This is a genomic window from Snodgrassella sp. CFCC 13594 (genome assembly GCF_001590725.1).
GTDB lineage: Bacteria > Pseudomonadota > Gammaproteobacteria > Burkholderiales > Neisseriaceae > Snodgrassella.
Genome location: NZ_LQXR01000001.1, coordinates 72,944 through 98,952, shown reverse-complemented (window position 1 = coordinate 98,952; position 26,009 = coordinate 72,944). Strand labels below are relative to the sequence as shown.

Annotated in this window: 18 protein-coding genes and 3 pseudogenes; 8 read left to right on the top strand and 13 right to left on the bottom strand. The window is 47.0% G+C overall.

Going from position 1 to position 26,009, the window contains the following annotated elements; genetic code table 11:
- Nucleotides 1-334: 334 nt before the first annotated feature.
- Entirely contained in the window at nucleotides 335-1,408 is a 1,074-nt protein-coding gene (ribD, locus tag A2F46_RS00435) for a bifunctional diaminohydroxyphosphoribosylaminopyrimidine deaminase/5-amino-6-(5-phosphoribosylamino)uracil reductase RibD (RefSeq protein ID WP_066565504.1), read from the top strand.
- Between the two features lie 69 nt (nucleotides 1,409-1,477).
- A complete protein-coding gene (gene rfbD, locus A2F46_RS00430) occupies nucleotides 1,478-2,341 on the top strand; it encodes a dTDP-4-dehydrorhamnose reductase (RefSeq protein ID WP_066565502.1) in 864 nt (287 codons plus the stop codon).
- 101 nt (nucleotides 2,342-2,442) lie between these two features.
- Here rfbD and A2F46_RS00425 read toward each other — a convergent pair whose 3' ends face one another.
- Complete coding sequence (locus tag A2F46_RS00425; RefSeq protein ID WP_066565500.1) at nucleotides 2,443-2,904, bottom strand: DNA polymerase III subunit chi; 462 nt, start codon at nucleotides 2,902-2,904, stop codon at nucleotides 2,443-2,445.
- 6 nt (nucleotides 2,905-2,910) lie between these two features.
- On the bottom strand, nucleotides 2,911-4,341 hold the full coding sequence (locus A2F46_RS00420) for a leucyl aminopeptidase (protein WP_066565498.1): 1,431 nt from the start codon (nucleotides 4,339-4,341) through the stop codon (nucleotides 2,911-2,913).
- A 113-nt stretch (nucleotides 4,342-4,454) separates the two neighbouring features.
- Here A2F46_RS00420 and lptF point away from each other — a divergent pair, with 113 nt between their 5' ends.
- Nucleotides 4,455-5,570: an LPS export ABC transporter permease LptF gene (lptF, locus tag A2F46_RS00415; protein ID WP_066565494.1), complete on the top strand. Its 1,116-nt coding sequence runs from the start codon at nucleotides 4,455-4,457 to the stop codon at nucleotides 5,568-5,570.
- Nucleotides 5,570-6,661 (top strand): LPS export ABC transporter permease LptG, encoded by a 1,092-nt coding sequence (gene lptG / locus A2F46_RS00410; protein ID WP_066565492.1) that lies wholly within the window; start codon nucleotides 5,570-5,572, stop codon nucleotides 6,659-6,661. Before lptF ends, lptG begins: the two co-directional genes overlap by 1 nt.
- A 108-nt stretch (nucleotides 6,662-6,769) precedes the next feature.
- Here lptG and A2F46_RS00405 read toward each other — a convergent pair whose 3' ends face one another.
- Nucleotides 6,770-7,060 carry a putative quinol monooxygenase gene (locus tag A2F46_RS00405; RefSeq protein WP_066565490.1) on the bottom strand — a complete coding sequence of 97 codons (291 nt, stop codon included), beginning with the start codon at nucleotides 7,058-7,060 and terminating at the stop codon, nucleotides 6,770-6,772.
- 311 nt (nucleotides 7,061-7,371) lie between these two features.
- A pseudogene (locus A2F46_RS00400) lies at nucleotides 7,372-7,818 on the bottom strand (acyl-CoA thioesterase); the annotation flags it as partial.
- A gap of 303 nt (nucleotides 7,819-8,121) precedes the next feature.
- On the opposite strand from A2F46_RS00400, the gene pnp reads away from it, so the two are divergent.
- Entirely contained in the window at nucleotides 8,122-10,254 is a 2,133-nt protein-coding gene (pnp, locus tag A2F46_RS00395; protein WP_066565486.1) for a polyribonucleotide nucleotidyltransferase, read from the top strand.
- Between the two features lie 206 nt (nucleotides 10,255-10,460).
- Here the strand turns inward: pnp and A2F46_RS00390 are convergent, their stop codons facing one another.
- Nucleotides 10,461-11,018: a class I SAM-dependent methyltransferase gene (locus A2F46_RS00390; protein ID WP_066565484.1), complete on the bottom strand. Its 558-nt coding sequence runs from the start codon at nucleotides 11,016-11,018 to the stop codon at nucleotides 10,461-10,463.
- Between the two features lie 272 nt (nucleotides 11,019-11,290).
- On the opposite strand from A2F46_RS00390, the gene A2F46_RS00385 reads away from it, so the two are divergent.
- Nucleotides 11,291-12,550 (top strand): MFS transporter, encoded by a 1,260-nt coding sequence (locus tag A2F46_RS00385; RefSeq protein ID WP_197457501.1) that lies wholly within the window; start codon nucleotides 11,291-11,293, stop codon nucleotides 12,548-12,550.
- 199 nt (nucleotides 12,551-12,749) lie between these two features.
- Here the strand turns inward: A2F46_RS00385 and era are convergent, their stop codons facing one another.
- From era to ppk2, 6 genes and pseudogenes are all read right to left on the bottom strand, one after another.
- On the bottom strand, nucleotides 12,750-13,658 hold the full coding sequence (gene era, locus A2F46_RS00380) for a GTPase Era (RefSeq protein WP_066565482.1): 909 nt from the start codon (nucleotides 13,656-13,658) through the stop codon (nucleotides 12,750-12,752).
- Complete coding sequence (rnc, locus tag A2F46_RS00375) at nucleotides 13,655-14,380, bottom strand: ribonuclease III (protein WP_066565481.1); 726 nt, start codon at nucleotides 14,378-14,380, stop codon at nucleotides 13,655-13,657. Before rnc ends, era begins: the two co-directional genes overlap by 4 nt.
- 126 nt (nucleotides 14,381-14,506) lie before the next feature.
- Nucleotides 14,507-15,495, bottom strand: a pseudogene (gene lepB, locus A2F46_RS00370) (signal peptidase I).
- Entirely contained in the window at nucleotides 15,495-17,288 is a 1,794-nt protein-coding gene (lepA, locus tag A2F46_RS00365) for a translation elongation factor 4 (RefSeq protein ID WP_066565479.1), read from the bottom strand. The pseudogene lepB and the gene lepA overlap by 1 nt, the downstream one beginning before the upstream one ends.
- A gap of 253 nt (nucleotides 17,289-17,541) precedes the next feature.
- Nucleotides 17,542-17,949: a polyhydroxyalkanoate synthesis regulator DNA-binding domain-containing protein gene (locus A2F46_RS00360; protein WP_231867671.1), complete on the bottom strand. Its 408-nt coding sequence runs from the start codon at nucleotides 17,947-17,949 to the stop codon at nucleotides 17,542-17,544.
- Between the two features lie 389 nt (nucleotides 17,950-18,338).
- Nucleotides 18,339-19,271, bottom strand: coding sequence for a polyphosphate kinase 2 (gene ppk2, locus A2F46_RS00355; RefSeq protein WP_066565477.1), 933 nt, complete (start codon nucleotides 19,269-19,271; stop codon nucleotides 18,339-18,341).
- 227 nt (nucleotides 19,272-19,498) lie between these two features.
- Here ppk2 and A2F46_RS00350 point away from each other — a divergent pair, with 227 nt between their 5' ends.
- The gene (locus tag A2F46_RS00350; protein WP_066565475.1) at nucleotides 19,499-21,373 is read left to right on the top strand and encodes a bifunctional chorismate-binding protein/class IV aminotransferase; all 1,875 of its coding nucleotides are present in this window, start codon (nucleotides 19,499-19,501) and stop codon (nucleotides 21,371-21,373) included.
- Here A2F46_RS00350 and A2F46_RS00345 read toward each other — a convergent pair.
- Nucleotides 21,335-21,793, bottom strand: a complete 459-nt coding sequence (locus A2F46_RS00345) for a thioesterase family protein (RefSeq protein WP_197457498.1) — start codon at nucleotides 21,791-21,793, stop codon at nucleotides 21,335-21,337. The two genes, A2F46_RS00350 and A2F46_RS00345, sit on opposite strands and share 39 nt — an antisense overlap.
- Nucleotides 21,794-21,990: 197 nt before the next feature.
- Here A2F46_RS00345 and A2F46_RS00340 point away from each other — a divergent pair, with 197 nt between their 5' ends.
- The gene (locus A2F46_RS00340) at nucleotides 21,991-23,511 is read left to right on the top strand and encodes a catalase (RefSeq protein WP_066565856.1); all 1,521 of its coding nucleotides are present in this window, start codon (nucleotides 21,991-21,993) and stop codon (nucleotides 23,509-23,511) included.
- Nucleotides 23,512-23,636: 125 nt separating this feature from the next.
- Here A2F46_RS00340 and A2F46_RS00335 read toward each other — a convergent pair.
- Nucleotides 23,637-25,999, bottom strand: a pseudogene (locus tag A2F46_RS00335) (penicillin-binding protein 1A).
- Nucleotides 26,000-26,009 lie beyond the last annotated feature (10 nt).

Sequence of the window (26,009 nt, the reverse complement as noted above, 5' to 3'; positions counted from 1 at the left end):
AATCAACTAACTGATTTTAAATATACACACCTTAACCCTACTCCGAAAATTTTGTGATTTGAATCAATTTTCTATTCACTCTTTTCATGTTGATCGAAAAGAAAATAGATTATAAATATAAGAATAAGTACCCTGATTACATTGATGCTTTAAATCCATCTCAACTATATGACACTGACGCAATCCATGCACACATTATTTATATGATTACGGTTTATAAAAAACTGGATATTGGATATAGTCAGTACGGCAAAAACATGACCACAAAATTCAACTTAAGACAATAAGGCCCATTGTGAATCCCAACACCAACTGCGATATTGATCGACATTACATGGAAACGGCGCTCCATCTTGCTTGGCAAGGGCGATTTTCCACCAGCCCGAATCCACGCGTGGGCTGCGTCATTGTGCGGGGTGAAGAAATCGTGGGCCAGGGTTACCACATTATGGCTGGAGGCCCGCACGCCGAGATCCATGCCCTAAACCAAGCTGGCAATTTGGCCCGAAATGCAACAGCCTATGTCACCCTAGAGCCCTGCAGTCACACAGGCCGCACTGGGCCATGCGCATTGGCCTTGACGAAAGCTGGCATCAAACGGGTGGTGGTCGCCATGACTGACCCCAATCCATTGGTGGCTGGCCGTGGCGTGGCCTTACTTCAGGCAGCCGGTGTTGATGTTACGGTCGGATTGTGTGCGACCCAAGCGCGGGAATTGAACCGCGGTTTTTTATCACGAATGGAAAGACAGCAGCCATTTATTCGCTTAAAGACAGCAACCAGCGCAGATGGCAAAACCGCACTCAGTGATGGTCGTAGCCAATGGATTACAGGCGAGGCAGCACGTCAAGATGTACAGTATTTGCGTGCTGAAAGCTGCGCCGTATTGACCGGCAGCGGTACTGTTTTTACGGATAATCCGCGCTTAAATGTACGACTATTCAACGTTTTACGGCAGCCCACACGAATTATTTTGGATAGCCAATTGCGCACCCCGCTTCACAGTCATGTCATTCAAGACAGCGCCAGCCCAACCATCCTAGCCACCACTGTCACCAACGCTTTCAGCCATCAACCTTATTTAGACCATCCTCACGTAGATGTGCTTGTGGTTGATGCTAATGCACAAGGACATATTGATTTGAATCAATTGTGGCCGCTTTTGGCCCAACGCGGCATGGGTGAAATTTTGGTGGAAGCAGGCCATACATTGAATGGTGCACTGTTGCAAGGCGGATGGGTTGATGAAGTGGTGTTATACCAAGCACCTAAATGGCTTGGTAGCACAGCCCAAGAGGCATTTAGGTTACCTGAAAACGCGCAATCACTCACGCAAAATAGGTGGCACACAACCAGCGTCGACCAGATGGGAAATGACATCAAATGGACCTTACGCCACAACAGCTGAAATCTGGACGTCTAAAGGCAAAAGCGCTAAGATGAATCATCTTAACAATAATCAACAAAGGGCATAACCATGCGCATTTTATTAACCGGCTCAAAAGGTCAGGTTGGACAATGTTTAAAAGATCGGCTGCCAGAAGACTGGGAATTAATTGCCAGTGATTCCAAAACATTAGATATTACCGATGGGCACAATGTTTTAAGCATGGTTAAAACCTTTGAACCGGATGTCATTATCAATACCGCAGGCTATACCTTAGTTGACAAAGCCGAAGCCCATGCGCAACAAGCATTTGCAGTAAACGCCACTGGCACCTTAAATCTTGCTCTGGCCGCCAAAGCACAAGGTGCCCGCTTTATCCACTTATCTACGGATCAGGTTTTTGATGGTACACAGCACGCGCCTATTACAGAGTGTAGCGTACCCAACCCCATCAATACCTACGGCAAAAGCAAACTGGCCGGTGAATTACTGGCTCTTAATGCTCATGTGGACACCATCATTTTGCGCTCTTCTTGGATATACAGCGAATATGGTCATAATTTTGTGAAGTCAGTTTTGCGCTTGGGCTTAGAGAAATCAAATATTCCCATGGTGCAGGATCAAATCGGTTGCCCCACTTATGCTGGTGATTTAGCTGAAGCTTTAATTCAATTCGCCTCTATGAGCAAAGCCCCTCGTGGCATTTACCATTTCACAGGCCATCAACAAACCAATTGGTGCGAATTTGCGCGTACCATTTTAAATACCGCAGCCAGCATTGACCCACGGTATCAAAGCGTCAGCATCGAGCCCATCACCACAGCTGAGTTGGCTGCACCAGCCACTCGCCCACTTTACTGCGTACTCGACAATCAAGCCGTACAGAACCTGATAGGCAACCCCATTGCCGACACGCCACTGGTACGTGTGGTAAAGAAACTATTGGCACACTAAAACCACTCAAGCATTAGATCATCAAAAACCGACAGTTTTCTGTCGGTTTTTTTAGGCTGCCTGAATGCAATAATACGCAGGTTTTTCTGCTTGCTGATGTATCAATTGTGTATAGATGATGGGCTTGCTTGCATATTGTGGTGCTCAATTTCAAAACCAGCTTGGCGGTATGCTCGAAAACGCGCCCGTGCGGCCGCCAACTCATCCAAATCCGCACTCACCAACTCCAATACCCTTTGGGGCGGCTTGGGCGCTGTACACCAATACGCGTCAGCCAAATTCAACACCACTGTATCCGCAGTCAATGTAGGCAGGCCATCCCCAGCAGCCAAGAGTACGCCTTCGCTGACATCAGGCTGAGGCGCACGTTCAGGCAACCATATGCTATGGGGCACAAAACTGGTGGATTCAAAAGACCATAACAAGCCATCGAAGTAACCCAACGCAGTTTCATCATCCAACCACACCAACAGCCGCGCACCGCTACGCCATGCCTTAAGTGCTAAACGGCAGGCAAATGGCAAAGGATTTGCCACATGCGTATAAAATGTGGTTTTAGCCATGGACAACTATGCCGCTAAATTGCGTAAATACTGCAACAATAACGGTACCGGGCGACCTGTTGCCCCTTTTTCTTTACCAGATACCCAAGCGGTACCCGCAATATCCAAATGAGCCCATGCATATTTTTCGGCAAAATAAGACAAAAATGCTGCAGCAGTAATGGTGCCGGCGGGGCGGCCACCAATGTTTTGCAGATCGGCAAAATTGGATTTGAGCTGATCTTTGTATTCGTCAAACAAAGGCAATGGCCAAATTTTGTCATTGACCTGTTTGGAGGCTGCTTGCAAATCGTCAATCAAGCTTTGTTCATTCCCCAATACACCGCTGGCCACATGACCTAAAGCAATAATGCATGCCCCCGTTAGCGTGGCCACATCAATCACTGCTCTGGGATTAAACCGCTCAGCATAGGTAAGTGCATCGCATAAAATCAAACGCCCTTCAGCATCGGTATTCAAAATTTCGATGCTCAACCCTTTCATGGATTTCACCACATCACCGGGCTTATTGGCATTGCCCGATGGCATGTTTTCGCAAGTAGGCACCAAGGCCACCACATTCAAAGGCAATTCTAATTTGGCTGCCGCACATAAAGTGCCTATAACCGAAGCAGCACCACACATGTCAAATTTCATTTCATCCATGTTGGCACCGGGCTTAAGTGAAATGCCTCCAGAATCGAAAGTAATGCCCTTGCCCACCAACACCACCGGGGCTTCATCCGCAGTTGGGGCGCCGTTATATCGGAGTTCGATGAAATACGCACCGGCATCACTACCCTTCGCAACCGACCAGAATGACCCCATACCCATTTTTTGTATGGCCTCAGCATCCATAATGCGCGCTTCTGCACCAGCTGCTTGGGCTGCTTTCTGCGCTTGCTCAGCAAGGAATTTCGGGGTGCACACATTGCCCGGAGCATTACCCAAATCCTTGCATAGAGTCATGCCATAAGCCATGGCTTCACCCACTGACAAGGCGCTTTGAAGCAGCGACTTTTCTTCTGTATAAAAAACCATATCCTCTAGAACAACAGAATGAGTATCTTGTTTCAATGCGTCATATTGATATGCAGCATCGGCCAATGCCACCACAAAAGCTTCTACCCAAACCTGCGCTTGGGTTGTGTTCAGACAATTTAAATCCACAGCCACATGAGGTTGCTGAACCGCCCACTTAGCCACTTCGCGCGCCACTTTTTCAACAGCGCTATAATCAACATCCACCAACTTGGCAATGGCCGTATAAATCCACACGCCATGGTGCAAGTGGCGTGCAACCAAAAAGGATTTTTCTTCTGCACCAGCCTGCTGGTATAAAGCCGCGGGTAAACCACCCTCATTATCCTGATGTTGCGGTACCTCTTCGGCACACACCCACAAAGTTGCAGATGCCTGCGAAGGCTGCAATTGTTGTGCTTTTATGCTAAATTTCATGCTTTCTCTCCAGATGTGCTGGCGCTCATGCAAACGCGGTCAGTTACAAACCTTGATTGTAACGCAACTGACTGCCTGAACGAACGGCGCATGTGTATTTACCAAAGTCTTTTATGATTTATCAACGTCAATTCATCAAAGAACTCTCCGTCACTGCTGCCGGTGTGTTTGTGTTGCTGTTAGTGGTACTGGTGGCCACCCAAGCCATTAACTTGCTGGGCCGAGCCGCCAGCGGCAGTGTGGCCATTGATGCGGTGACTGCTTTGGTAGGCTTTTGGACCATCAGCCTCACCCCAGTTTTACTGATTCTCACCGCTTTCATCAGCTCGCTAACGGTACTGACTCGTTATTGGCGCAACAGCGAAATGGTGGTGTGGTTATCCAGCGGATTGGCGTTGCATCAGTGGATCAAACCCATTTTGCAGTGTGCTGTTCCGTTTGCGTTATTGGTGGCCGTGGTTTCCATGTGGATACAACCATGGGCTGAGCTGCGCAGCCGCGAATTTGCCGAGGTGCTCAAACAACAACAAGAATTATCGCTGATCGAACCTGGGGTATTCCGTGAAATTGGCAAGAGCCAACCGCGCGTGTATTTCGTGGAAAGTTTTGATGCAGATACAGGCGTAGCCAAGCGCTTGTTTGTCCGAGAAAAAGACGAAAAAAATCGCGAAAGTGTCGTATTTGCTGAAACAGGGCAATTTAAACAAGATGGTGGCAAGCGAACCCTAACATTACAAAACGGCTACCGATACAGCGGCATACCGGGTCAAGCAGATTATGACCGCGCTGCATTTAAACAGATGACTTTGGTAGTGAGCGTGAATACTGAAATTATTGACCCCAAGCAAAATCGACACACCTTGCCGACCCAAACTTTATTCGCCAATCCTGATCCTGAATACCGAGCTGAGTTAATGTGGCGCCTATCCCTGCCGATCAGCGTGATTATCTTGAGTTTATTGGCTTTGCCTTTGTCTTATTACAACCCTCGCAGTGGTCAAACCTACAATATTCTCTTCGCCATCGCGTTGTTTTTAATTTACCAAAATGGCTTAACTTTTTTACGTGATGGCATAGAATCGGGAAAAATTCCATTTTTGCTTGGCTTTTTGCCCATGCACATTGGGATGCTGGGTGTATTTTGGTTACTGCTCCGTTTGCGATCGCAACCAGCACAGACTTTCTGGCCTGCTTTAAAATCTGCCTTCTTTGGCACGAAGGAGCGATGATGCGCATACTCAATCGCTATGTGATTCGTCAAGCCAGCGTGGCTACGGTATACGCCTTGGTGGCACTGCTCAGCTTGTATCTGTTTTTTGACATTATGTCTGAGATCAGCGACGTGGGTGAAGGCGGCTATACAGCCACCAAAATGACCCAATATGTATTAATGCTGTTACCTGCACACGCTTATGAACTAATGCCTTTAGCAGTATTGGTTGGGGGGCTTATTGCCTTGAGCCAAATGGCAGCCAACAGCGAATTAACCGTCATCAAAACCAGTGGCATCAGTTTGGCTAGTATCATGACCATGTTACTGCAATTTGGTGCCATATTTGCGCTATTAACAGTGCTGCTGGGTGAATGGATTGTGCCCACAGTGGGACAACAAGCTGAGCGATTCAAGCTGAATGCCACCGAAAACAGCATCAGCGCTGGCGGTAACAGCGGAATTTGGATTAAGCAAGACAATGACATCATCAATGTGGCTGAGATGTTGCCTGATGGCAGTTTGCATGGCATCACCATCTATCGACATAATCCCGCATTCCAACTCACCAGCACCCTTCATGCCGCATCAGCCAAAGTGGATCCGCATGTAACGGCGGATGCTCCTGCCGTTTGGCATCTGCATAACGTGGTTGCCACCGAGCTGCACGCTCAAAATACGACGGTTCACCAAAAAGCGCAGCAAGACTGGCCAGTAGCCATCAATCAACAACTATTAAATGTACTGCTGGTAGAACCAGAACAAATGTCAGTATGGGCATTGCATACGTATGTCCAACACCTGAAGGAAAACCACCAGCAAACCACGCGTTATGAATTGGCATGGTGGCGCAAACTGGCCTACCCGTTGGCATGTCTGGTTATGGCGTTGGTGGCATTGGCGTTCACGCCACAACAAAGCCGTCATGGCAACATGGGCTTAAAACTATTTTTCGGTATTTGTTTGGGGCTGGCTTTCCATTTTGCTGGGCGCTTGTTTGGTTTTACCAGCCAGCTTTATGGCGTACCCACTTGGCTGTCGGCCTTTCTGCCGACACTGCTATTTTTGCTCTTGGCCATTTACCTGATTCGCAGACAAGAAAAACGCTGATCAGCAGCATTTTTGCGCGTGCATTAGTTACCTTGGCACAAACACACTAACGACATATATAAAAACGGCAGCTTAAGCTGCGTTTTTATATTATCGCTTTGCTCATCATCAAGCTGGCTCGTAATCCACCCGAATGATTTCCGGCTCAGAAGCCAAATAAGGCCCAATTTCGGCCAAAAATGTTTGGAAATGGGGCGTCTGATTGTGGAAATCCACTGCAGCTTGGTCACGCCAGTGTTCAATAATGGCGTATTCATGTTCACTGCCCAATTTTTTAAAATGGTCATAAGCCAAATTTCCTGATTCGGCACGTGAACCAGCCACCAATTGAGCAATAAAAGCCTCATATTCATGCTGCTTTTCAGGAATACACCGCAAAGCTACATTGATGATTTTCATGCTGTCCTCTCAAACATTGGTTATGAACCCTACTATTTTACGCAGGCTCTACCCAACTTACTAGGATAGTCAATTATTTTGGCTACATGCCCATCAAAAACGGCTTTTTTAATCAAAAAATAACCGCTTTTCAGGCAGCCTGTCTTACATTCAAGAGCGCAAGCTTGGTATGAATTGGATGACTAACTTTCAGCCTGTTCATATAATTTATCGTCCACCAATACGTTTTGCTGTTTGCACCAATCCAAATGATCTTTACTCAAGTGAAAGCTTTCGGCCTGAAAATTTTTCATGCTTTCTTGCTGTTCCATTTTGCGCTTATATGAACGAACAAATCGGCGCACTTGATTGCTGCTTTCCAAAATCAAACCGGGTACCGGCTTGGTTTTACCATCCTCGCCTTTGGCCACCATCGTAAAATAGCTGGAATTGCTGTGGCGAACTTCCCCTGTAATCAGGTTTTCGGCTTCTACCCGAATACCCACCATCATCGAAGTTTTGCCAACATAATTCACCCTCGCTTTGATGGTCACCAAATCCCCCACATAAATAGGGGTACGGAAATTTACCGTATTAATAGATGCTGTAACGGTAGAAGAGCGCGCATGCTTACAAGCGCAAGCATAGGCAGCCTGATCCATCAACGCCAAAATTTTGCCGCCGAAGATATTGCCTGCTGCATTGGTGTCTTCCGGATGCATCACCACAGATAAATGGACGTCGCTGTCTGTGGGTTTTTTGAATTCCAATTCGGCCATTTTTTCCTCTCATTTCAGCCACTCGCTTGCACTGCAAATCAGTAGCTCAATTCGATATCAATAATGAAATTTATTTTAGCATGTAATGACACCGATTATTGCAGTGCAACAAATTTTTGATGTCTTTTTATGTTAAAATCACACGCTTAATCGGCTGCCTGAAACCTGACTCGGGTGCTGCAGCCACTCTGTTGGGTGTCATGAACTGTCTGGAACCCTAACCATGCACATTCTGAGCTTTGCGTGTGCATCATTAGTGTTTTAGCAGACATGACTCCTTATGATTGTTTTTTAAGGAAAACCATGTTTAACAAGCACGTGAAAACCTTCCAATATGGCGACCAAACCGTCACTTTCGAAACAGGTGAAATTGCACGCCAAGCTGCCGGTGCGGTGAAAGTCTCCATGGGCGACACCGTGGTTTTGGTGGCCGTTACCGCTGCCAAGGATGTCAAACCCGGCCAAGACTTTTTCCCTTTGACTGTGGATTATTTGGAACGCACCTATGCCGCAGGGAAAATCCCGGGAGGCTTCTTCAAGCGCGAAGGCAAACAAAGCGAAAAAGAAATCCTCACCAGCCGCTTAATCGATCGCCCGATTCGTCCGCTGTTCCCAGAAGGTTTTTTCAACGACATTCAAATTGTGGCTATGGTGGTTTCTGTTGACCCAGAAATTGATTCTGATATTCCGGCGATGCTGGGTGCATCTGCGGCACTGGTGCTGTCTGGTGTCCCATTTGCGGGCCCCATTGGTGCCGCACGAGTGGGCTATGTAAATGACCAATACGTGCTGAACCCCACCAAAGCCCAATTAACTGAATCCCGTTTGGATTTGGTAGTGGCTGGTACCAACAAAGCGGTATTGATGGTGGAATCCGAAGCAGACGTGTTGCCTGAAGACGTGATGTTGGGCGCAGTGGTATTTGGCCACGATCAATTGCAAGCAGCCATCACCGCCATCAATGAGTTGGCCGATGAAGTAAATCCTGCGATTTGGGAATGGGCAGCACCCGAAACCAATAACGATTTGGTGAGCAAAGTACGTGCTTTGGCAGGCGAACACATTGACGCTGCATTTAAAATCAAACAAAAACAAGCGCGCACAGCGAAATTAGATGAGGCATGGTCTGCCGTAGCGGCTGAATTGATTAATGAAAGTACCGACACCATCACCGCCAACCAAATCAAAGGCATTTTCAAAGACTTGGAAAAAGAAGTGGTTCGTGGGCAAATCTTGGATGGTCAACCGCGTATTGATGGCCGCGACACCCGCACTGTCCGTCCGATTAATATCCAAACTGGCGTTTTGCCTCGCACACACGGTTCGGCCTTGTTCACCCGCGGTGAAACCCAATCTTTGGCTACGGCCACCTTGGGCACCCAGCGCGATGAGCAAATCATTGATGCTTTGAGCGGTGAATATACCGATCGCTTTATGTTGCATTACAACTTCCCTCCCTATTCTACTGGTGAAGTAGGCCGCATGGGCGCCCCCAAACGCCGTGAAATCGGTCATGGTCGCTTAGCCAAACGTGCACTGTTGGCTGTGTTACCAACACCTGAAGACTTCAGCTACACCATGCGTGTGGTGTCTGAAATCACCGAATCCAATGGCTCTTCATCCATGGCTTCTGTATGCGCAGGCTGCTTAAGTTTATTGAATGCTGGGGTACCGTTGAAAGCACACGTTGCTGGTATCGCCATGGGCTTGATTTTGGATGGGGGCAAATTCGCGGTCTTAACCGACATTTTAGGTGATGAAGACCACTTGGGTGACATGGACTTCAAAGTAGCTGGCACCACCACTGGTGTAACCGCTTTGCAGATGGACATTAAAATCCAAGGTATTACCAAAGAAATCATGCAAATTGCTTTGGCACAGGCCAAAGAAGCGCGCTTGCACATTTTGGGTCAAATGAAAGAAGCCGTGGAAGGGCCACAAGAGTTGTCGGCTCATGCGCCACGCCTGTATACCATGAAGATCAATCAGGACAAAATCCGTGATGTGATTGGCAAAGGTGGCGAAACCATTCGCAGCCTCACCGCCGAAACTGGTACAGAAATCAATATTGCGGAAGATGGCACCATCACCATTGCTGCCACGACCGCAGAAGCTGGCGAAGCAGCCAAACAACGTATTGAACAAATCACTGCCGAAGTAGAAGTGGGTAAAGTGTATGACGGCACTGTATTGAAAATTTTGGATAATAACGTGGGCGCCATTGTGTCAGTGATGCCTGGCAAAGATGGCTTAGTGCACATCAGCCAGATCGCGCATGAACGCGTGAAAAATGTCAGCGATTATCTCAAAATCGGCCAAGAAGTGAAGGTGAAAGCTCTAGAAGTAGATGATCGTGGCCGCGTGCGTTTGTCAATCAAAGCCTTATTGGAAAAACCAGCTGAAGAACATAAAGCTACTGAGGATCACGCCGAATAAGCCGCTTTTTTACTGAAATACTCACCACACCGCCTGTGTCCTGCACTGGCGGTGTTTTTTTGACCACTTCATATGCGCATAGCAACCATCGGCAAAAATTCCGATGTCTCCAGTCCCCCTGAGCAGAGTGGATGACTGATCAATGCACAGGCCCGTCTGCTTATTTTTCAGGCAACAGGAAATGGCCAGCTGAATTTGCTTTGGTATCAATATTTCTCAATTATCATCGCAAAAGGAGGCGCGTTTACACGATTAATAAATCCATAACGCAATACCGCGACTTGCTGCTGTGGCAAAGTGGCAGCCCAATCCACAATAGCAGCCGCTTCTCGTTGACCTTCTGGGTGTCCTGGATACAATACCGCGGCCATCATGCCGCCGGATTTGAGTAAAGACAGAGCGGTGCGTAATGCGATCAAACTGGTTTCTGCACGGGTGGTGGCTGTTTTCTCCCCACCGGGCCGGTATCCGAAGTTAAACAAAGCGGCTTGAATGGTCGTTGGTGCATAGGCAGCCAAGTGCTCATGGCCATCATGAATCAGTTGCACCTGTTTATCTAAACCATGGGCGAGCAAGCGTTCTGAAGTAGCCGCCAGAGCTACCGCTTGCACATCAAAAGCCAGCACCCGCCCCTCATCGCCAACGCATCGCGCCAAAAATACCGTGTCATGGCCATTCCCCGCCGTGCCATCCACCACGGTATCGCCTGACCCAATAGCATGACCCAGCACACTATGCACAAATGGAATGATGTTTTCCAACATTTACAGCCTCACTCAATACAATTAAGGAGTCACTAAAGACTCTATCGCTATACATGCCCCGATCAAATCATCATGACATTCACATCACAACATTTTATCAAACCAAATGACCCTATTCGTTTGAAATGTTTTTTTATTGACATGCCACAAAGCAATTATTCACTAAAAACATATATAATTTCGCATATGAAAAACCATTGCGCATGATTGGCTTTGCATGTTTTCATTTATGTGATATTAACGCATTCAACACAACACACATGGAGCCTATTATGCCTTCATCACCCACCCAAGCCGGTAAACTGAATGTGATTTTTGTGGTTTCTTGGCTTATTTGTTCGTTTTTCTATTTCATTCAATATGCTTTACGTTCAGCACCGAGCATCATGATGACCGATATTGGTCAAGCATTATCCCTGGATAACACCCAAGTGGCTTCTATTATCGGCGTTTATTTTTACAGCTACGCCATTTTTTCACTGGTTTCGGGCATCTTGCTGGATCGCATTGGCCCGCGCTTGGTGGCACCGCTGGGCATCATTCTGGTAGCAGTGGGCTGTTTGCTGTTTGGTTCTGGCTATGTTTTTGGTGCCTATGTTGGCCGTTTGCTGCAAGGAGCCGGCTCGGGCTTGGCGTTCACCAGTGCGGTTTTTTTGGCTACCCGAGGTTTTCCCAAGGAATGGCTAGCCTCCGCCGTGGGTGTAACTCAATGCTTTGGGATGATGGGCGGCTTCATGGGCCAAGCAGTAGTATCCCCTGTCATCAATCAGCAATGGCTTACATGGCAAACATTCTGGTTTGTATCTGCAGCCGGCTTGGCCTTGGTCTTCATGGCGGCTTTGGCAGTCACGCCGCGCACGCGCGAAGGCAAAGTGGATTGGTCTAATTTGACGGCGCCTTATGTGGTGGTCTTGAAAAATCCACAATCATATTTATGTGCCTTGATTGCGGCATTCATGTTCGCGCCCACCAATATCGGCGATTTTGTTTGGGGCACTCAATTTCTCGAACAAGGCTTAAACGTACCTCATGATCAAGTGGCCTTGCGCGTGGCCATGATCCCTTTAGGTTGGGTCATCGGTTGTCCTATTTTGGGTTATTTGTCTGATTTCATCGGCCGCCGCAAACCCATTATTTTCGCGGCGCTGGTGGTAATGATGGTGAGTGGCTATGCCATAACAGCAATGCAATTGAGCAATACCCAACATTATGTTTTGGGGCTGATCTTCGGCATGGCTTCTGGTGCTGCCATGATTCCTTATACCGTAATTAAAGAAGTCAATCCGGATTACGTAAAAGGTACTGCGACTGGCGTCATTAACTTCATTGTGTTTGTATTCAGCGCACTGATGACCAATGTCATGGGACTATTGATTCACCGCTTGGCTGGAGGAGCTGGATTGAGCTTGCCCGTATTCCAGCAAGCATGGGTGGTGTTTTTAGGAATATTAATTCTGGCTTTGGTGCTGACCTGCTTTGTGAAAGAAACGGGCAGTGGCCATACCCCAGTGGTACCATTGGAACAAGATTAATTCATGCCAACTGACTTATCCTAAAAACAGGCTGCCTGAACGCTTTCAGGCAGCCTGTTTTGTATCAATCATCACATGTTACTTCAAGAGTAATCATTCCCCAGACCTAATACGGGTTAACCGCAACCAAGGTCAGCACACGCATTAAAACATGGCCACCACCATCAAAACCCAGATCGGCCATTGTCTGCCAATTTGATTACAACCCCAGTTCTCGCAAGAAGCGAATATCGTCGGCCCAACCAGATTTAACTTTGACCCAAACTTTCAAAAATACTTTGGTACCAAATAACGCTTCCATATCTAGGCGTGCTTCTGTGGAAATTTTTTTCAATTTGTCGCCGCCTTTCCCAATCAGAATGCCTTTTTGACTATCTTTATCCACCAATACAGCAATGTAAATGCGATACAAGCCTTCTTCTTCTTCAAACTGTTCTACTTCCACATTCATCGCGTAAGGCAATTCCTCACCCAAATAGCGAAACAATTTTTCGCGCACGATTTCCATGGCCAAAAAGCGACTGGATTTATCGGTTACCATGTCTTCCGGATACAAAGGAATGCCTTCAGGCAACATGGGTTTGAGCAAATGAATCAGATTGGCAATACGCAAGCCATGCTTGGCACTCACGACCTCAACAGCCGCAAAACCGTATTCCTGCTGCACACCCTCAATAAAATGCTGCAAAACCACGGCATCTTTGGCCTTATCTTTGTCAATTTTATTCACCACCAACACCACCGGTACCCGCTTCGGCAATTGCTGCAACACCTCTCGATCGGCATCAGCAAAGCGCAGCGCCTCCACCACCATCACCACCACATCAACCCCAGCCACCGCTTCAGTGACGTTTTGGTTAAGGCGATCATTCAGCGCATTGCGATGATGCGTCTGGAAGCCCGGCGTATCCACAAACACCAACTGCGCCTCATCATCAGTATAGATGCCATTTACCTTGTGTCGAGTGGTTTGCGCCTTTTTGCTGGTAATGCTGATTTTCTGGCCGATTAAATGGTTCATCAACGTGGATTTCCCCACATTGGGCCGCCCCACTATGGCCACAAAGCCACAACGATAATCGGGTTTTGCCAATGACAAATCGGTCATTTCTTGCGTCCTTTATGCAAAGGATGGTGCTCATCCAACCACACCAAAGCGGTTTGTGCGGTTTGCTGTTCGGCCTCGCGGCGGCTATGCCCAGCGGCTTCGGTTTGAAAACCCAGCTCACCCAAATCACACTGCACCACAAATTGTTGCTCATGGATTTCACCAATCTGATCAATGATGCGGTACTTGGGCAAAGCCCAATGACGCGCCTGCAAGGCTTCCTGCAACCGTGTTTTGGCATCCTTGCCATTGTCTTTCGGGTTAATGTGCTGAATGCGCCCAGCATACAAATGACACACCACTTTTTCAGCAGTATTGAAATCGGCATCAAAGCTGATGGCCGCAAACATCGCTTCCATAGCATCCGCCATAATAGATGGACGGCGGTAGCCACCACTTTTAAGCTCCCCCGGCCCCAACAACAAAGCTTCACTCACGTGTAATTCTGTGGCAATCTCGGCCAAGGTATCTTGGTTGACCAAATTCGCCCGCAGTCTTGATAGTTCACCTTCTGTCAATGTAGGAAAAGCCACAAACAACATCTTGGCTACGCTGTAATTCAAAATTGAATCACCCACAAATTCAAAACGCTCATTATTTTCTGCCGAAAAGCTGCGGTGTGTTAAGGCTCGTACCAACAAAGTAGGCTGCTGAAACACATAATCAAACGCTTTTTGAATGCGCTCCATGGCTTGCTGATGCCGATTGTCTACGATAGTCATACTATTTCCTCTTCAGGCAGCCTGAAGACTTTTGGCGGCTTGAAATACAATCAAACCGCCAAAGGTGTTGAGGCTGAGTTAAAACCCACAGGAAGCAACCTGCAGGCACTTAAATAATCAATCTCTTTACTGAATATGAGTACCCACGCGATTCATTTGTCCCAAATTCAACCACACCAAAAAGGCCTTGCCTACCATCAGTTGATCGTCCACAAAACCCCAATAGCGACTGTCTTCGCTGTTATCGCGGTTATCACCCATCATAAAGTAGCGCCCAGTCGGTACTTTGCAGCTGAAGCCACTGCCATCTGGATAATATGTACACTGGTCACGATCTGGAAAATCAGGCGCACGCCTTGCACCAAAACCGCTGGTTGCTGAGGCATGACCAGAATATCAAACTTCTTTTGACCCAGTGTTTCGCTCAATTGTTGAGCTTCAATGTTCACTGGACCCATTTGTGGCACATTTTCTGTGTAGCTATACACTTTGTGATCATCTACATCGGTGATTTTTTGACCATTGATGCTGAGTACTTTGTCTTTATAAGTAACCGTGTCTCCCGGCAAACCCACCACGCGCTTGATGTAGTTCACTTTGGTATTTTCAGGATAATTGAATACCACCACATCACCACGTTCCACTTTTCCTGTGGGCACCAAAACCGTATTTACGATAGGCAAGCGAATACCGTAGGCAAACTTATTCACTAAAATAAAATCGCCCACAGCCAGCCCGGGGCGCATCGAACTCGATGGAATTTGAAACGGCTCTGCCACAAATGTACGCAACACAAAAACCACCAAGATAATGGGAAAAAAACCACTCATGTAATCGGTAAAGTGGTTGTCATCCAATTTTTCTTGCTTGCTCTTGAGCACGCGTTTGTGCCAAAACCACACTACCCCAGTGAATACCACAAAAATCAACAGCACTGCGGTAAAGCTCATGGCCATTGATAGTAAGCCGAAAATGCCTACCATCATCAGCAAATAACCCCATTGTAAGGTATTGCTCCATTCGCCATTTTCCTGACGGTGCTTGCTGCTCATCGCAAACAACACCGCACCCACTACCAAAGCCACCACCACGGCAGCAATAATTGTCATCGACATTATTTGTCTCCCACCTGCAAAATGGCCAGAAACGCAGATTGCGGAATTTCCACATTACCCACTTGTTTCATGCGGCGTTTGCCGGCTTTTTGTTTTTCCAAAAGTTTTTTCTTGCGCGTGATGTCGCCACCATAACACTTAGCCAACACATTTTTGCGCAAAGCCTTCACGTTTTCGCGCGCAATGATTTTTCCACCAATGGCTGCCTGAACGGCAATATCAAACATTTGCCGCGGGATCAGTTCGCGCATTTTAGCCACCAACTCGCGGCCACGGAAAATAGAATTAACCCGATGTACAATCAAGCTCAAGGCATCCACTTTTTCACCATTAACCATAATATCGAGCTTCACCAAATCGGCTGCCAAGAATTCCTTGAAATGATAATCCAACGAAGCATAGCCGCGAGAAGTAGATTTAAGCTTGTCAAAAAAATCCATCACCACTTCATTCATGGGCAAATCATAGGTCAACATCACTTGGCGACCCATGTATTGCATATTTTGCTGCATGCCGCGTTTTTGGTTGCACAAGGTCATCACCGCCCCCACGTATTCTTGAGGGACCAAAATAGTGGCGGTAATAATGGGTTCAAAGATGGTCTCAATGCTGGCAATTTCGGGCAATTTTGAGGGATTTTCCACCTCAATGCGCTCACCATTTTTGAGCAACACTTCATACACCACGGTAGGCGCGGTGGTAATGAGGTCCATGTCGAATTCGCGCTCTAAGCGTTCTTGCACAATTTCCAAATGCAATAAACCCAAAAAGCCACACCGGAAGCCGAAGCCCAAAGCCTGGGATACTTCAGGCTCATATTTTAATGCTGCGTCATTAAGCTGGAGCTTTTCTAAGGCATCGCGCAGGCCTTCATAATCATGGCTTTCCACCGGATACAAACCAGCAAATACCTGTGGCTGTACTTCTTTAAAACCAGGCAGCGGTTCAGTCGCAGCATCTTTTACCGTGGTGATGGTGTCGCCCACTTTGGCCGAACCCAATTCTTTAATGCCGGTAATCAAAAAGCCCACTTCTCCAGCTGACAAACAAGTTTTGCTAACTGACTTGGGTGTGAATATTCCCAGTTGCTCCACCAACGTTTCTGCCTTGGTGGCCATAAACCGCACTTTGTCTTTTAAATTCAAACGGCCATCTGTCACCCGCACCAGCATGACGACGCCCACATAATTATCAAACCACGAATCGATGATCAGCGCTTTCAAGGGCGCATCTTCATCACCCTTTGGGGCCGGTACTTTCTGTACAATGTCTTCCAGCACATCTTCAATACCCATTCCGCTTTTGGCCGAAGCGCGCACAGCATCAACAGCTTCGATACCGATAATGTCTTCAATTTCCTGCATTACCCGTTCTGGTTCTGCCGCTGGCAAATCAATTTTATTGAGTACTGGAATCACTTCAACACCCAAATCAATGGCGGTATAACAATTGGCCACCGTTTGCGCTTCCACACCTTGAGATGCATCCACCACCAAGAGCGCGCCTTCACATGCTGATAATGATCGCGAAACTTCATAAGAAAAATCGACGTGCCCCGGGGTATCAATCAAATTGAGCAAGTATGTTTGGCCATCACGGGCTTTGTAATGCAAAGCCGCGGTTTGAGCCTTAATGGTAATGCCACGCTCTTTTTCGATGTCCATCGAATCGAGTACTTGTGCACTCATTTCACGGTTATCCAAACCGCCACAAAACTGGATGAACCGATCAGCTAAGGTTGATTTGCCATGGTCAATGTGGGCAATAATGGAAAAATTGCGGATATTTTTCATGCAGTGAAATTCAATCTGTGTTTTTGTCTTTCAGGCAGCCTTAACAACAGCACCGCCTGCCAAAATAACCGCTTATTTTAACGGATAAGCCCATTTACTGGGATTTTATTTTTATGATTGATGGAAAACACCGGTGTAACAAATCCGCATCCAAAAACTTGCCATCACGCTTCAAATGCCAACCTTTACCAAATGTCCACATCAATAAAGGCCGCCTAGATTGTTCAGGCAGCCTGAGTTTGGTCATCATCAGCTATAAGGTATCGGATTTTTTATGGGGGTGAATCATGCCCATGCTTTGCCAAAACTGTAGTGACTGTTGCTGCAATTGCTGCTGCCACTCGGCAAACACGGGATTAACGCCCAAACCGAATGAATTAAGCCATGGCATATTGCCTTGCGCCTGATCTTGCATACGCTGCTGCCAGTTTTGGAACACTTGCATGTTTTGCTCAAGGAAAGGCACCAAAAAAGATTGCGACGCTTGGCCATACAAGCGAATGAATTGGCATATCATGTCATCACTGAACAAAGGCGCCCCACTGGCTTCTTCTTCCAGCAATATTTGCAACAAAATCTGCCGCGTTAAATTCTCTCCTGTTTTGGCATCAATGACCTCAATAGGCGTGCAATCCAATACCATTTGCTTCACGTCGGCAATCGTGATATAGCACTAATAGCCGTATCGTATAAACGGCGATTGGGGTATTTTTTAATCATGCGTTTTTCGGTTGTCATGCCTCTATTTTCCTTTGTTCATTATTGATAAAGTTAAATTGAATATTAACCTTAATTTGTGCATCGCAACATAAATAACTTATTCATGAACTGGTAGTTACGTGTTATTTTTGCGCATCGCACCATTATTGAACACAGTTTAGAGCAAGATTTCGAATTCTGCCACTATTCATAACAAGAAAGAGAAAGGCGATGCTGTTGTAGCTGACCATGTATTTCATCGATGATCGGTAAACCTCGCAGCGCTACTCGAAGACAGCACCCAGCAAAATGCCCGCCGAAGCGGGCACAAATCACCAGCATGAGCACCCATCAATCAGCAATACTTTCATAATTGCCTTTAAACTGAGTTTGTGGCACACGTACAATCAAATCATCCACCGGCCCAATCGCTTTGACGTTTTTGCCCGGATAATCCAATTGGTGCAGGAAATAACGAATACAATTCAAACGCGCCCGTTTTTTGTCATCCGATTTAATGATGGTCCACGGTGCGTCCCCAGTATGGGTGTGGAAAAACATATCATTCTTAGCAGCTGTATAATCATCCCAGCGGTCTAAAGATTGAATGTCCACCGGTGATAGTTTCCAATGTTTCAGGGGATCGTCACGGCGTGAAATAAACCGACGTAACTGCTCTTCTCTGCTCACCGAAAACCAAAATTTAAATAAATGAATGCCGCTATTCACCAGCATGCGTTCAAGTTCGGGTGTTTGACGCATAAATTGTAAATACTCATGCGGTTCGCAAAATCCCATTACCCGTTCTACACCTGCACGGTTATACCAAGAACGATCAAAAAATACCATTTCGCCTGCTGTAGGCAAACGTTCAATATACCGTTGAAAATACCATTGTCCACGTTCGGTTTCAGAAGGTTTTTCTAAAGCCACCACTCGCGAACCGCGCGGATTTAAATGTTCCATAAACCGTTTGATGGTACCGCCCTTACCTGCCGCATCACGCCCTTCAAACAATGAAACAATTTTTTGACCGCTTTCCTTCACCCAGCTTTGTACTTTTAAAAGTTCAATCTGCAGGTTCAATTTCTCTTTTTCATAAACATTTCGCCGCATGCGCGTCTTATAAGGGTAGCTCTCTGGCAAAGGTGCAGAAGAAGAATCCTCACCAGATTTGCTACCTTGGTGTTCCAGAACGCTTTTCTCAAACACCTTCAGTTTGCCTTCTTTGTCTTCTTCATCCACGTGAATGGGCTCATAAGGCTCAATCTGATGCTCGTTCATGTGCATCCTTTCTTATTGTTAAGATATTAAAAGTAAACAGCACCACACCCACGTCGGCATGCAGCAACCGCTCGATTGATTAATTTATAAGATGATTATTTTAACGCTTTTTGACTGTTTCAGCATGACAAATGACGATACATTCATGCACCGCATCTACTTGCATTCAACGGAGTCGAACTATTGGGGCATAATACCTGCCATGTTCACCACCCAACACCACAGCCATGCCCACTCACCCAATAGACCCAGGCAACTCTTATTTCGCATTATTGGATGATGCCAACGCCAGCCACGCCGTTTTGCTCACACAATGGCAATCCCAAAATACCCTATTGGCGCGACATATCGATGAATTGGATGCAACGTTGCATCAAGGCTGGCAACAAGGTTGGCATGCTTTATTGGTGTTGCCTTATGCCACTGGCCATGAGTGGCAAAAACTCTGCAATCAGAATACAAATGAAGGCGTCCTACACCTATATTGGTTTCAGGAAAAACAATTATTGTTGCCAGAAGCAGCACAAGATTGGCTACGCCAACAAGGGGATGGTCAACCAGCAGGCGTGGCCAACATCCGCAACAACATTGAGAAAAAGCAATACATCGAGGCCATTGAACGAATTCAGGCAGCCATTGCCTGTGGTGACACCTATCAAATCAACTACACCACCCGCTTACACTTTACTGCCTATGGCCATCCTTGCACCTTATATCAACGGCTGCGTCAACGCCAACCTGTGCCCTATGGCATGCTCTGCTGCTTACCACACTCAGCAGAGACGCAGTGGATTTTGTGCTTTTCACCCGAATTATTTCTCTGCCTAGATGGTCAAGGTGGTATCCATACCCAACCCATGAAAGGCACGGCCCCCATTGCAGTCGATGACGATAATGACGAACGCGCACAGACATTGCAAAACGATGCCAAGAACCGTGCAGAAAATGTGATGATTGTGGATTTATTGCGCAATGATCTGGGCAAAATCGCCAAAACTGGCTCAGTTGAAGTACCGGAGGCATTTGCTGTACGCGCACACGGTCAAGTGTGGCAAATGACCAGCACCATATCTGCACAATTACGTCCAAACACCACACTGGCAGCCATATTACGTGCTACCTTCCCCTGTGGCTCCATTACCGGTGCGCCCAAACGCATAAGCATGCAACTCATCGATGCGCTGGAAACCAGCCCACGCGGCTTATACACCGGCAGCATCGGCCACTTGATGCCGGCCAAAGGTGAACCCCGCTGCCAAGGCTGGCTTAATGTCGCCATCCGCACTTTACAATTAACGCCGCAGCAAGAAGGTTATGATGGTGAGATGGGCGTGGGCTCCGGCATAGTTGCCGATAGTCGCGCCGAAGAAGAATACACAGAATGCCAATGGAAGAGCCATTTTCTTACCAGTCTGCCCCCTGTCTTTGATCTGATTGAAACAATGCGGGTAGATAACGGCCACTGTGCTTTATTACCGGCACACATCCTGCGCCTCACACAATCGGCCCGTTCATTGGGCATCACAACCGACGCTGCTGCCATACACGATTATGTTCAAGCAGCCGTGTCATCGGTACCCAAAAAAGAATCGTACCGCCTGAAAATCATCTTAGATGCAAATGGTTGCTGGCAGCACGAATTTTCCCGCTTGACTGAGCTATCCAAAGAACAAACCGTATTACTTCACCCAGATAACTGTATTGAGGCTTCTTTTCTTGCCCGCCACAAAACCACCTCACGGCGACTCTATGATGCTGCATGGCATGGTGCACAGCAAGAGGATGCTTTCGATACGCTGTTGTTTGATCAGCAAGGCTATTTATTGGAAGGCGGACGCAGCAACGTATTCGTACTGCTCAACGGCGAATGGCACACCCCTTCGCTCCAGCACCCACTGCTCAATGGCGTGATGCGCCAAGCCGTGCTGGTCGATCCAAATAGATGGCTGTCAACCCCCCGTATCCACCAAACGGCTTTGCATTGGCGTGATCTTCAACTTGCTGAAGCTTGGCTACTCACCAATGCATTGCGCGGCATCATCCCTATCACCCGCACCAAACCGTTAATCATCAACCTGAATCAGGCTTGCCTGAAAAAATAAATTGACAATGCTTTCCGGTATGCGCTTGGGCCGCAGCGACTGTTTATCCAGCAGACACCATTCAGTTTGTGCCACCAAAACAGTTTTTCCATCGCCACTACGCGTGACGCGATAATCTCGAGAACACACCGCACCATGGCAACGGCTAACTTGGGTCTCCACCCACAAATCGTCCCCTAAGAAAGCCGGCACCAAATAATCCAACACATGGCGGCGTGCCACCCACACATACGCAGCCCGCAATGCAGGTGTGGTCACCGCTAACCAATGCGCCACAGCCACATCTTGTAACCGCTGCAAATAGCACACATTATTCACATGGTGCATGTCATCTAAATCTTCGCTGACTACAACCCACGGCTGTTGAAAGCGTTTGGGCATGCCAGCTTTGGCGGTCAATGGCAAAGATACGCTATTCATGTGAATCATTCCTTTATCATTTTATTGTTATTTACAATAATCTTATTTTAGTTAATTAATTTTTAAAATAATAAAAATAGAAAAATACAATTGATTGTTTATATTAATATTTTTTTAAATCTTTATAATGTTTTCAGGCAGCTAAATGAGAAATGACTGCTGTAATCATTATATCTTTGATTAATAAGGAGCAAACCATGAGCCAAACCCCGAAAACCTGTCCTGTTACCCACCTTACCACTGAAGCGGGCGCGCCAGTAGTCGACAACCAGAACAGCTTAACCGCTGGCCCTCGTGGCCCTTTACTGGCCCAAGACGTATGGCTCAATGAGAAGCTGGCCAACTTTGTACGTGAGGTCATCCCTGAGCGGCGCATGCATGCCAAAGGCTCTGGGGCTTTTGGTACCTTTACCGTTACCCACGACATAACCCGTTATACTCGAGCCAAAATATTCAGCCATGTTGGCAAAAAAACCGAAATGTTCGCACGATTCACCACTGTAGCTGGAGAGCGTGGCGCTGCCGATGCTGAACGCGACATTCGTGGTTTTGCATTGAAATTCTATACAGAAGAAGGTAATTGGGACATGGTGGGCAACAACACGCCTGTTTTTTTCATGCGTGACCCACGCAAGTTCCCAGACCTCAACAAAGCAGTCAAACGCGACCCGCGCACCAATATGCGCAGTGCCACCTATAATTGGGATTTCTGGACTCTGTTACCAGAAGCTTTGCATCAAGTCACTGTGGTCATGTCGGATCGCGGCATCCCAGCCAGCTATCGGCATATGCATGGCTTTGGTTCGCATACATACAGTTTCATCAATGCACAAAATGAGCGCTTTTGGGTTAAATTTCACTTTAAAACCCAGCAAGGCATTAAAAATCTTACCGATGCCGAAGCTGAATCACTCATTGGCCAAGATCGTGAAAGTCACCAGCGCGACTTATATGACGCCATTGAAAAAGGCGATTTCCCAAAATGGACCTTATTTATACAAATAATGCCGGAAACCGATGCAGAAAAAGTACCTTACCATCCCTTTGATTTGACCAAAGTATGGCCGCATGCCGATTACCCGATGATAGAAGTAGGTGAATTCGAGTTAAACCGTAACCCCGAAAATTTCTTCCGTGATGTTGAGCAATCGGCATTTGCACCCAGTAACTTGGTGCCAGGAATCAGCGTATCTCCCGATAAAATGTTGCAAGCTCGGTTGTTTAACTATGCTGACGCCCAACGCTACCGCTTAGGTGTCAATTTCCATCAGATCCCGGTGAATGCGGCTCGCTGCCCTGTACACAGTAATCATCGCGACGGCCAGGGCCGTGTTGATGACAATTATGGCAGCCTGCCCCATTATGAACCCAACAGCTTTGGTCAATGGCAACAACAACCAACCTACCAAGAACCTCCTTTAAAAATCACAGGTGATGCCGCTTTCTGGGATTTTCGTGCCGATGACGCTGATTACTTCAGCCAACCACGCGCTTTGTTTCAATTAATGGATGTCGCTCAGCAACAAGTTTTGTTTGACAACACCGCGCGTGCAATGGGCGATGCTCCAGACTTCATCAAATATCGGCACATTCGCAATTGTTTCGCTTGCGATCCAGCCTATGGTATTGGCGTGGCCAAAGCGCTAGGATTGTCCGTAGATGATGCGCAGGCTGCCCGCGCAACCGATCCAGCCCAAGCGACCGCCACATTGATTTAGTACGCCTTCAATTGGCCAATATTCAGGCAACCCTGGTGGGCTGCCTGAATACGAATTCATCATATTTGAATATTACTCACAAAAAACCAAGCCTTAAGGCTTGGTTTTTTGTTTTTTGTAACGACTCAAAACAGCGAATCCAATTGCGTGTTGTTAGCAGGCGTTTGTGCTTCCGTATCCGCTTCACCGCCCCCAGCATCACCACCATCAGGCGCATCATCATTGTTGCGCGCAGGACGATCCACAGGCCCATCTGCGCGATTATCCAAAGGCAAATCAGGATTGGTAGAGGTATATTCCTGCAAGAAATAATCACGACCGCGCTGAACCACGCCCTTTGGAGTAGGTACATTGACATTGGGCTTCCCTTTGAGTGCATATTTCATATAGTCCACCCAAATTGGCAATGCAATCGTTCCACCAAACGCAGCACGCCCCATACTGCGTGGCTTATCAAAACCAACATAGACTGCTGTCACCAAATTGGGATTAAACCCAACAAACCATGCATCAACGTTATCATTGGTGGTCCCTGTTTTACCTGCGATATCACTACGGCCGAGTGAGCGCGCGCGTGAAGCCGTACCTAAATTCACCACATCTTGCATCATGTGGTACATGATAAACGCATTTCGTGGGTCAATGACCTGCGGCGCGTTTTGATTGGCCACCAACGGCTGCATTTGCGCCCTGAGCGTACCGCGGCCATCATATATTTTATCAATCACATAGTTGGATACTTTATAACCACCATTGGCAAACACCGCATAACCTTCTGCCATTTGCATAGGCGAAACGGAGCCACTGCCCAGAGCCATGGATAGTGAGGCTGGAATCTGGTCGGCTTTAAAACCAAACCGCTGTATATAATCTTTGGCATAAGGCACGCCCATGGCCATTAAAATGCGAATGCTGACCATATTTTTCGACCACGTTAGCGCTTGGCGTAAACTCATGGGGCCTGAATAACGACCATCTGAATTTTTCGGCATCCAAACGCTGCCGTTGGCACCCATACCCGGTAAGGCGATCGGTGCGTCATTCACCACTGTAGCATCGTAAAGCCTTTTGCTATGCCTGCTGAATAAATAAATGGTTTGAAGGATGAACCAGGTTGTCGTTTAGCCTGTGTCGCTCGATTAAACGATTTACGGTAAAAATCATACCCACCAACCAATGCTCGGACAGCACCCGTTTGGGCATCCAAGGCTACTAGTGCACCTTGCAACTCCGGTTGTTGCACGATGCGGTAAGCCTGCCCTTGGCCTTGCACGTGAATCACCGCGCCTTCGCGCAATGCATCATCTCCCAACTTTTTGTTATTGACGGCGCCTTTAGCCCAAGAAAAACTACTACCACCAATGGTGACCTCACCCTGCCCAGCAATATATGCAACCAGACTATTGGCTTGTATCCGAACCACAACAGCTGGAACCATACCGTCTACAGGGGAAAGGCTCGACAAATACTGCTCGATGGCTTCATCTCGAACATCTTCTGGGAATTTGCTTAAATCAAAAAAACCTTCAGCCCCTCGATACCGAGCTCCTCGGTCAAAATTCGACAATGCTTGGCGTAATGCTTTGGTGGCCACCGCCTGGTCTTGAGAGTTAACCGTGGTATAAACCCTAAAGCCTTGGGTATAAGCTGCATCACCATACTTCTCATACATTTGTTGTCGCACCATTTCTGCTACATATAAAGCATCCTGGTTGATGGCCAATTGATAATGCTCATAATGCATGGGCTCTGCGTAAGCAGCATCGGCTTGTGCTTTGGTAATCACGCCCATTTCAACCATATTGTTTAAAATATAGTGCTGGCGCAACTTGGCTCGTTTGGGATTGACAATGGGGTTAAAAGTAGAAGGCGCTTTAGGCAAACCGGCCAAGATCGTCGATTCAGCCAAATCCAATTGCTGTACCGGCTTATTAAAATATACTTGCGCGGCAGCAGCAAAACCATAAGCACGCTGCCCCAAATAAATTTGGTTGAAGTAAAGCTCTAAAATTTGATCCTTGCTCAGATGCTGTTCAATCTTGTATGCCAATAAGGCTTCATTGAATTTGCGTGTGTAAGTACGTTCATTGGTAAGGTAAAAGTTACGAGCCACTTGCTGCGTAATCGTACTTGCGCCTGATTGGACTCCTCCAGTTAGATTAGAGACCAAGGCACGCGCAATACCGGTGAAATCAACACCGCCATGCTCATAAAACCTTTTGTCTTCGGCAGCAATCACGGCTTCTTTGAGTACTTTGGGAAAATCATCAATTTTGGTAAACGCTCGACGCTCTTCACCATACTGACCAAGAATTTTCTCATCAGAAGAATAAATAATTAAAGGCATTTTAGGCTGGTAGTGGGTAACCGCATCCAATGTGGGCAATTTTGGGTAAGTCACCATCACTGCAATGGCCAATAGCCCCACACCAAACAAACCTAAGCCAACAATTAAACCAATTACACTAGTCAGTATTTTTCTAATCATAATCAAATAA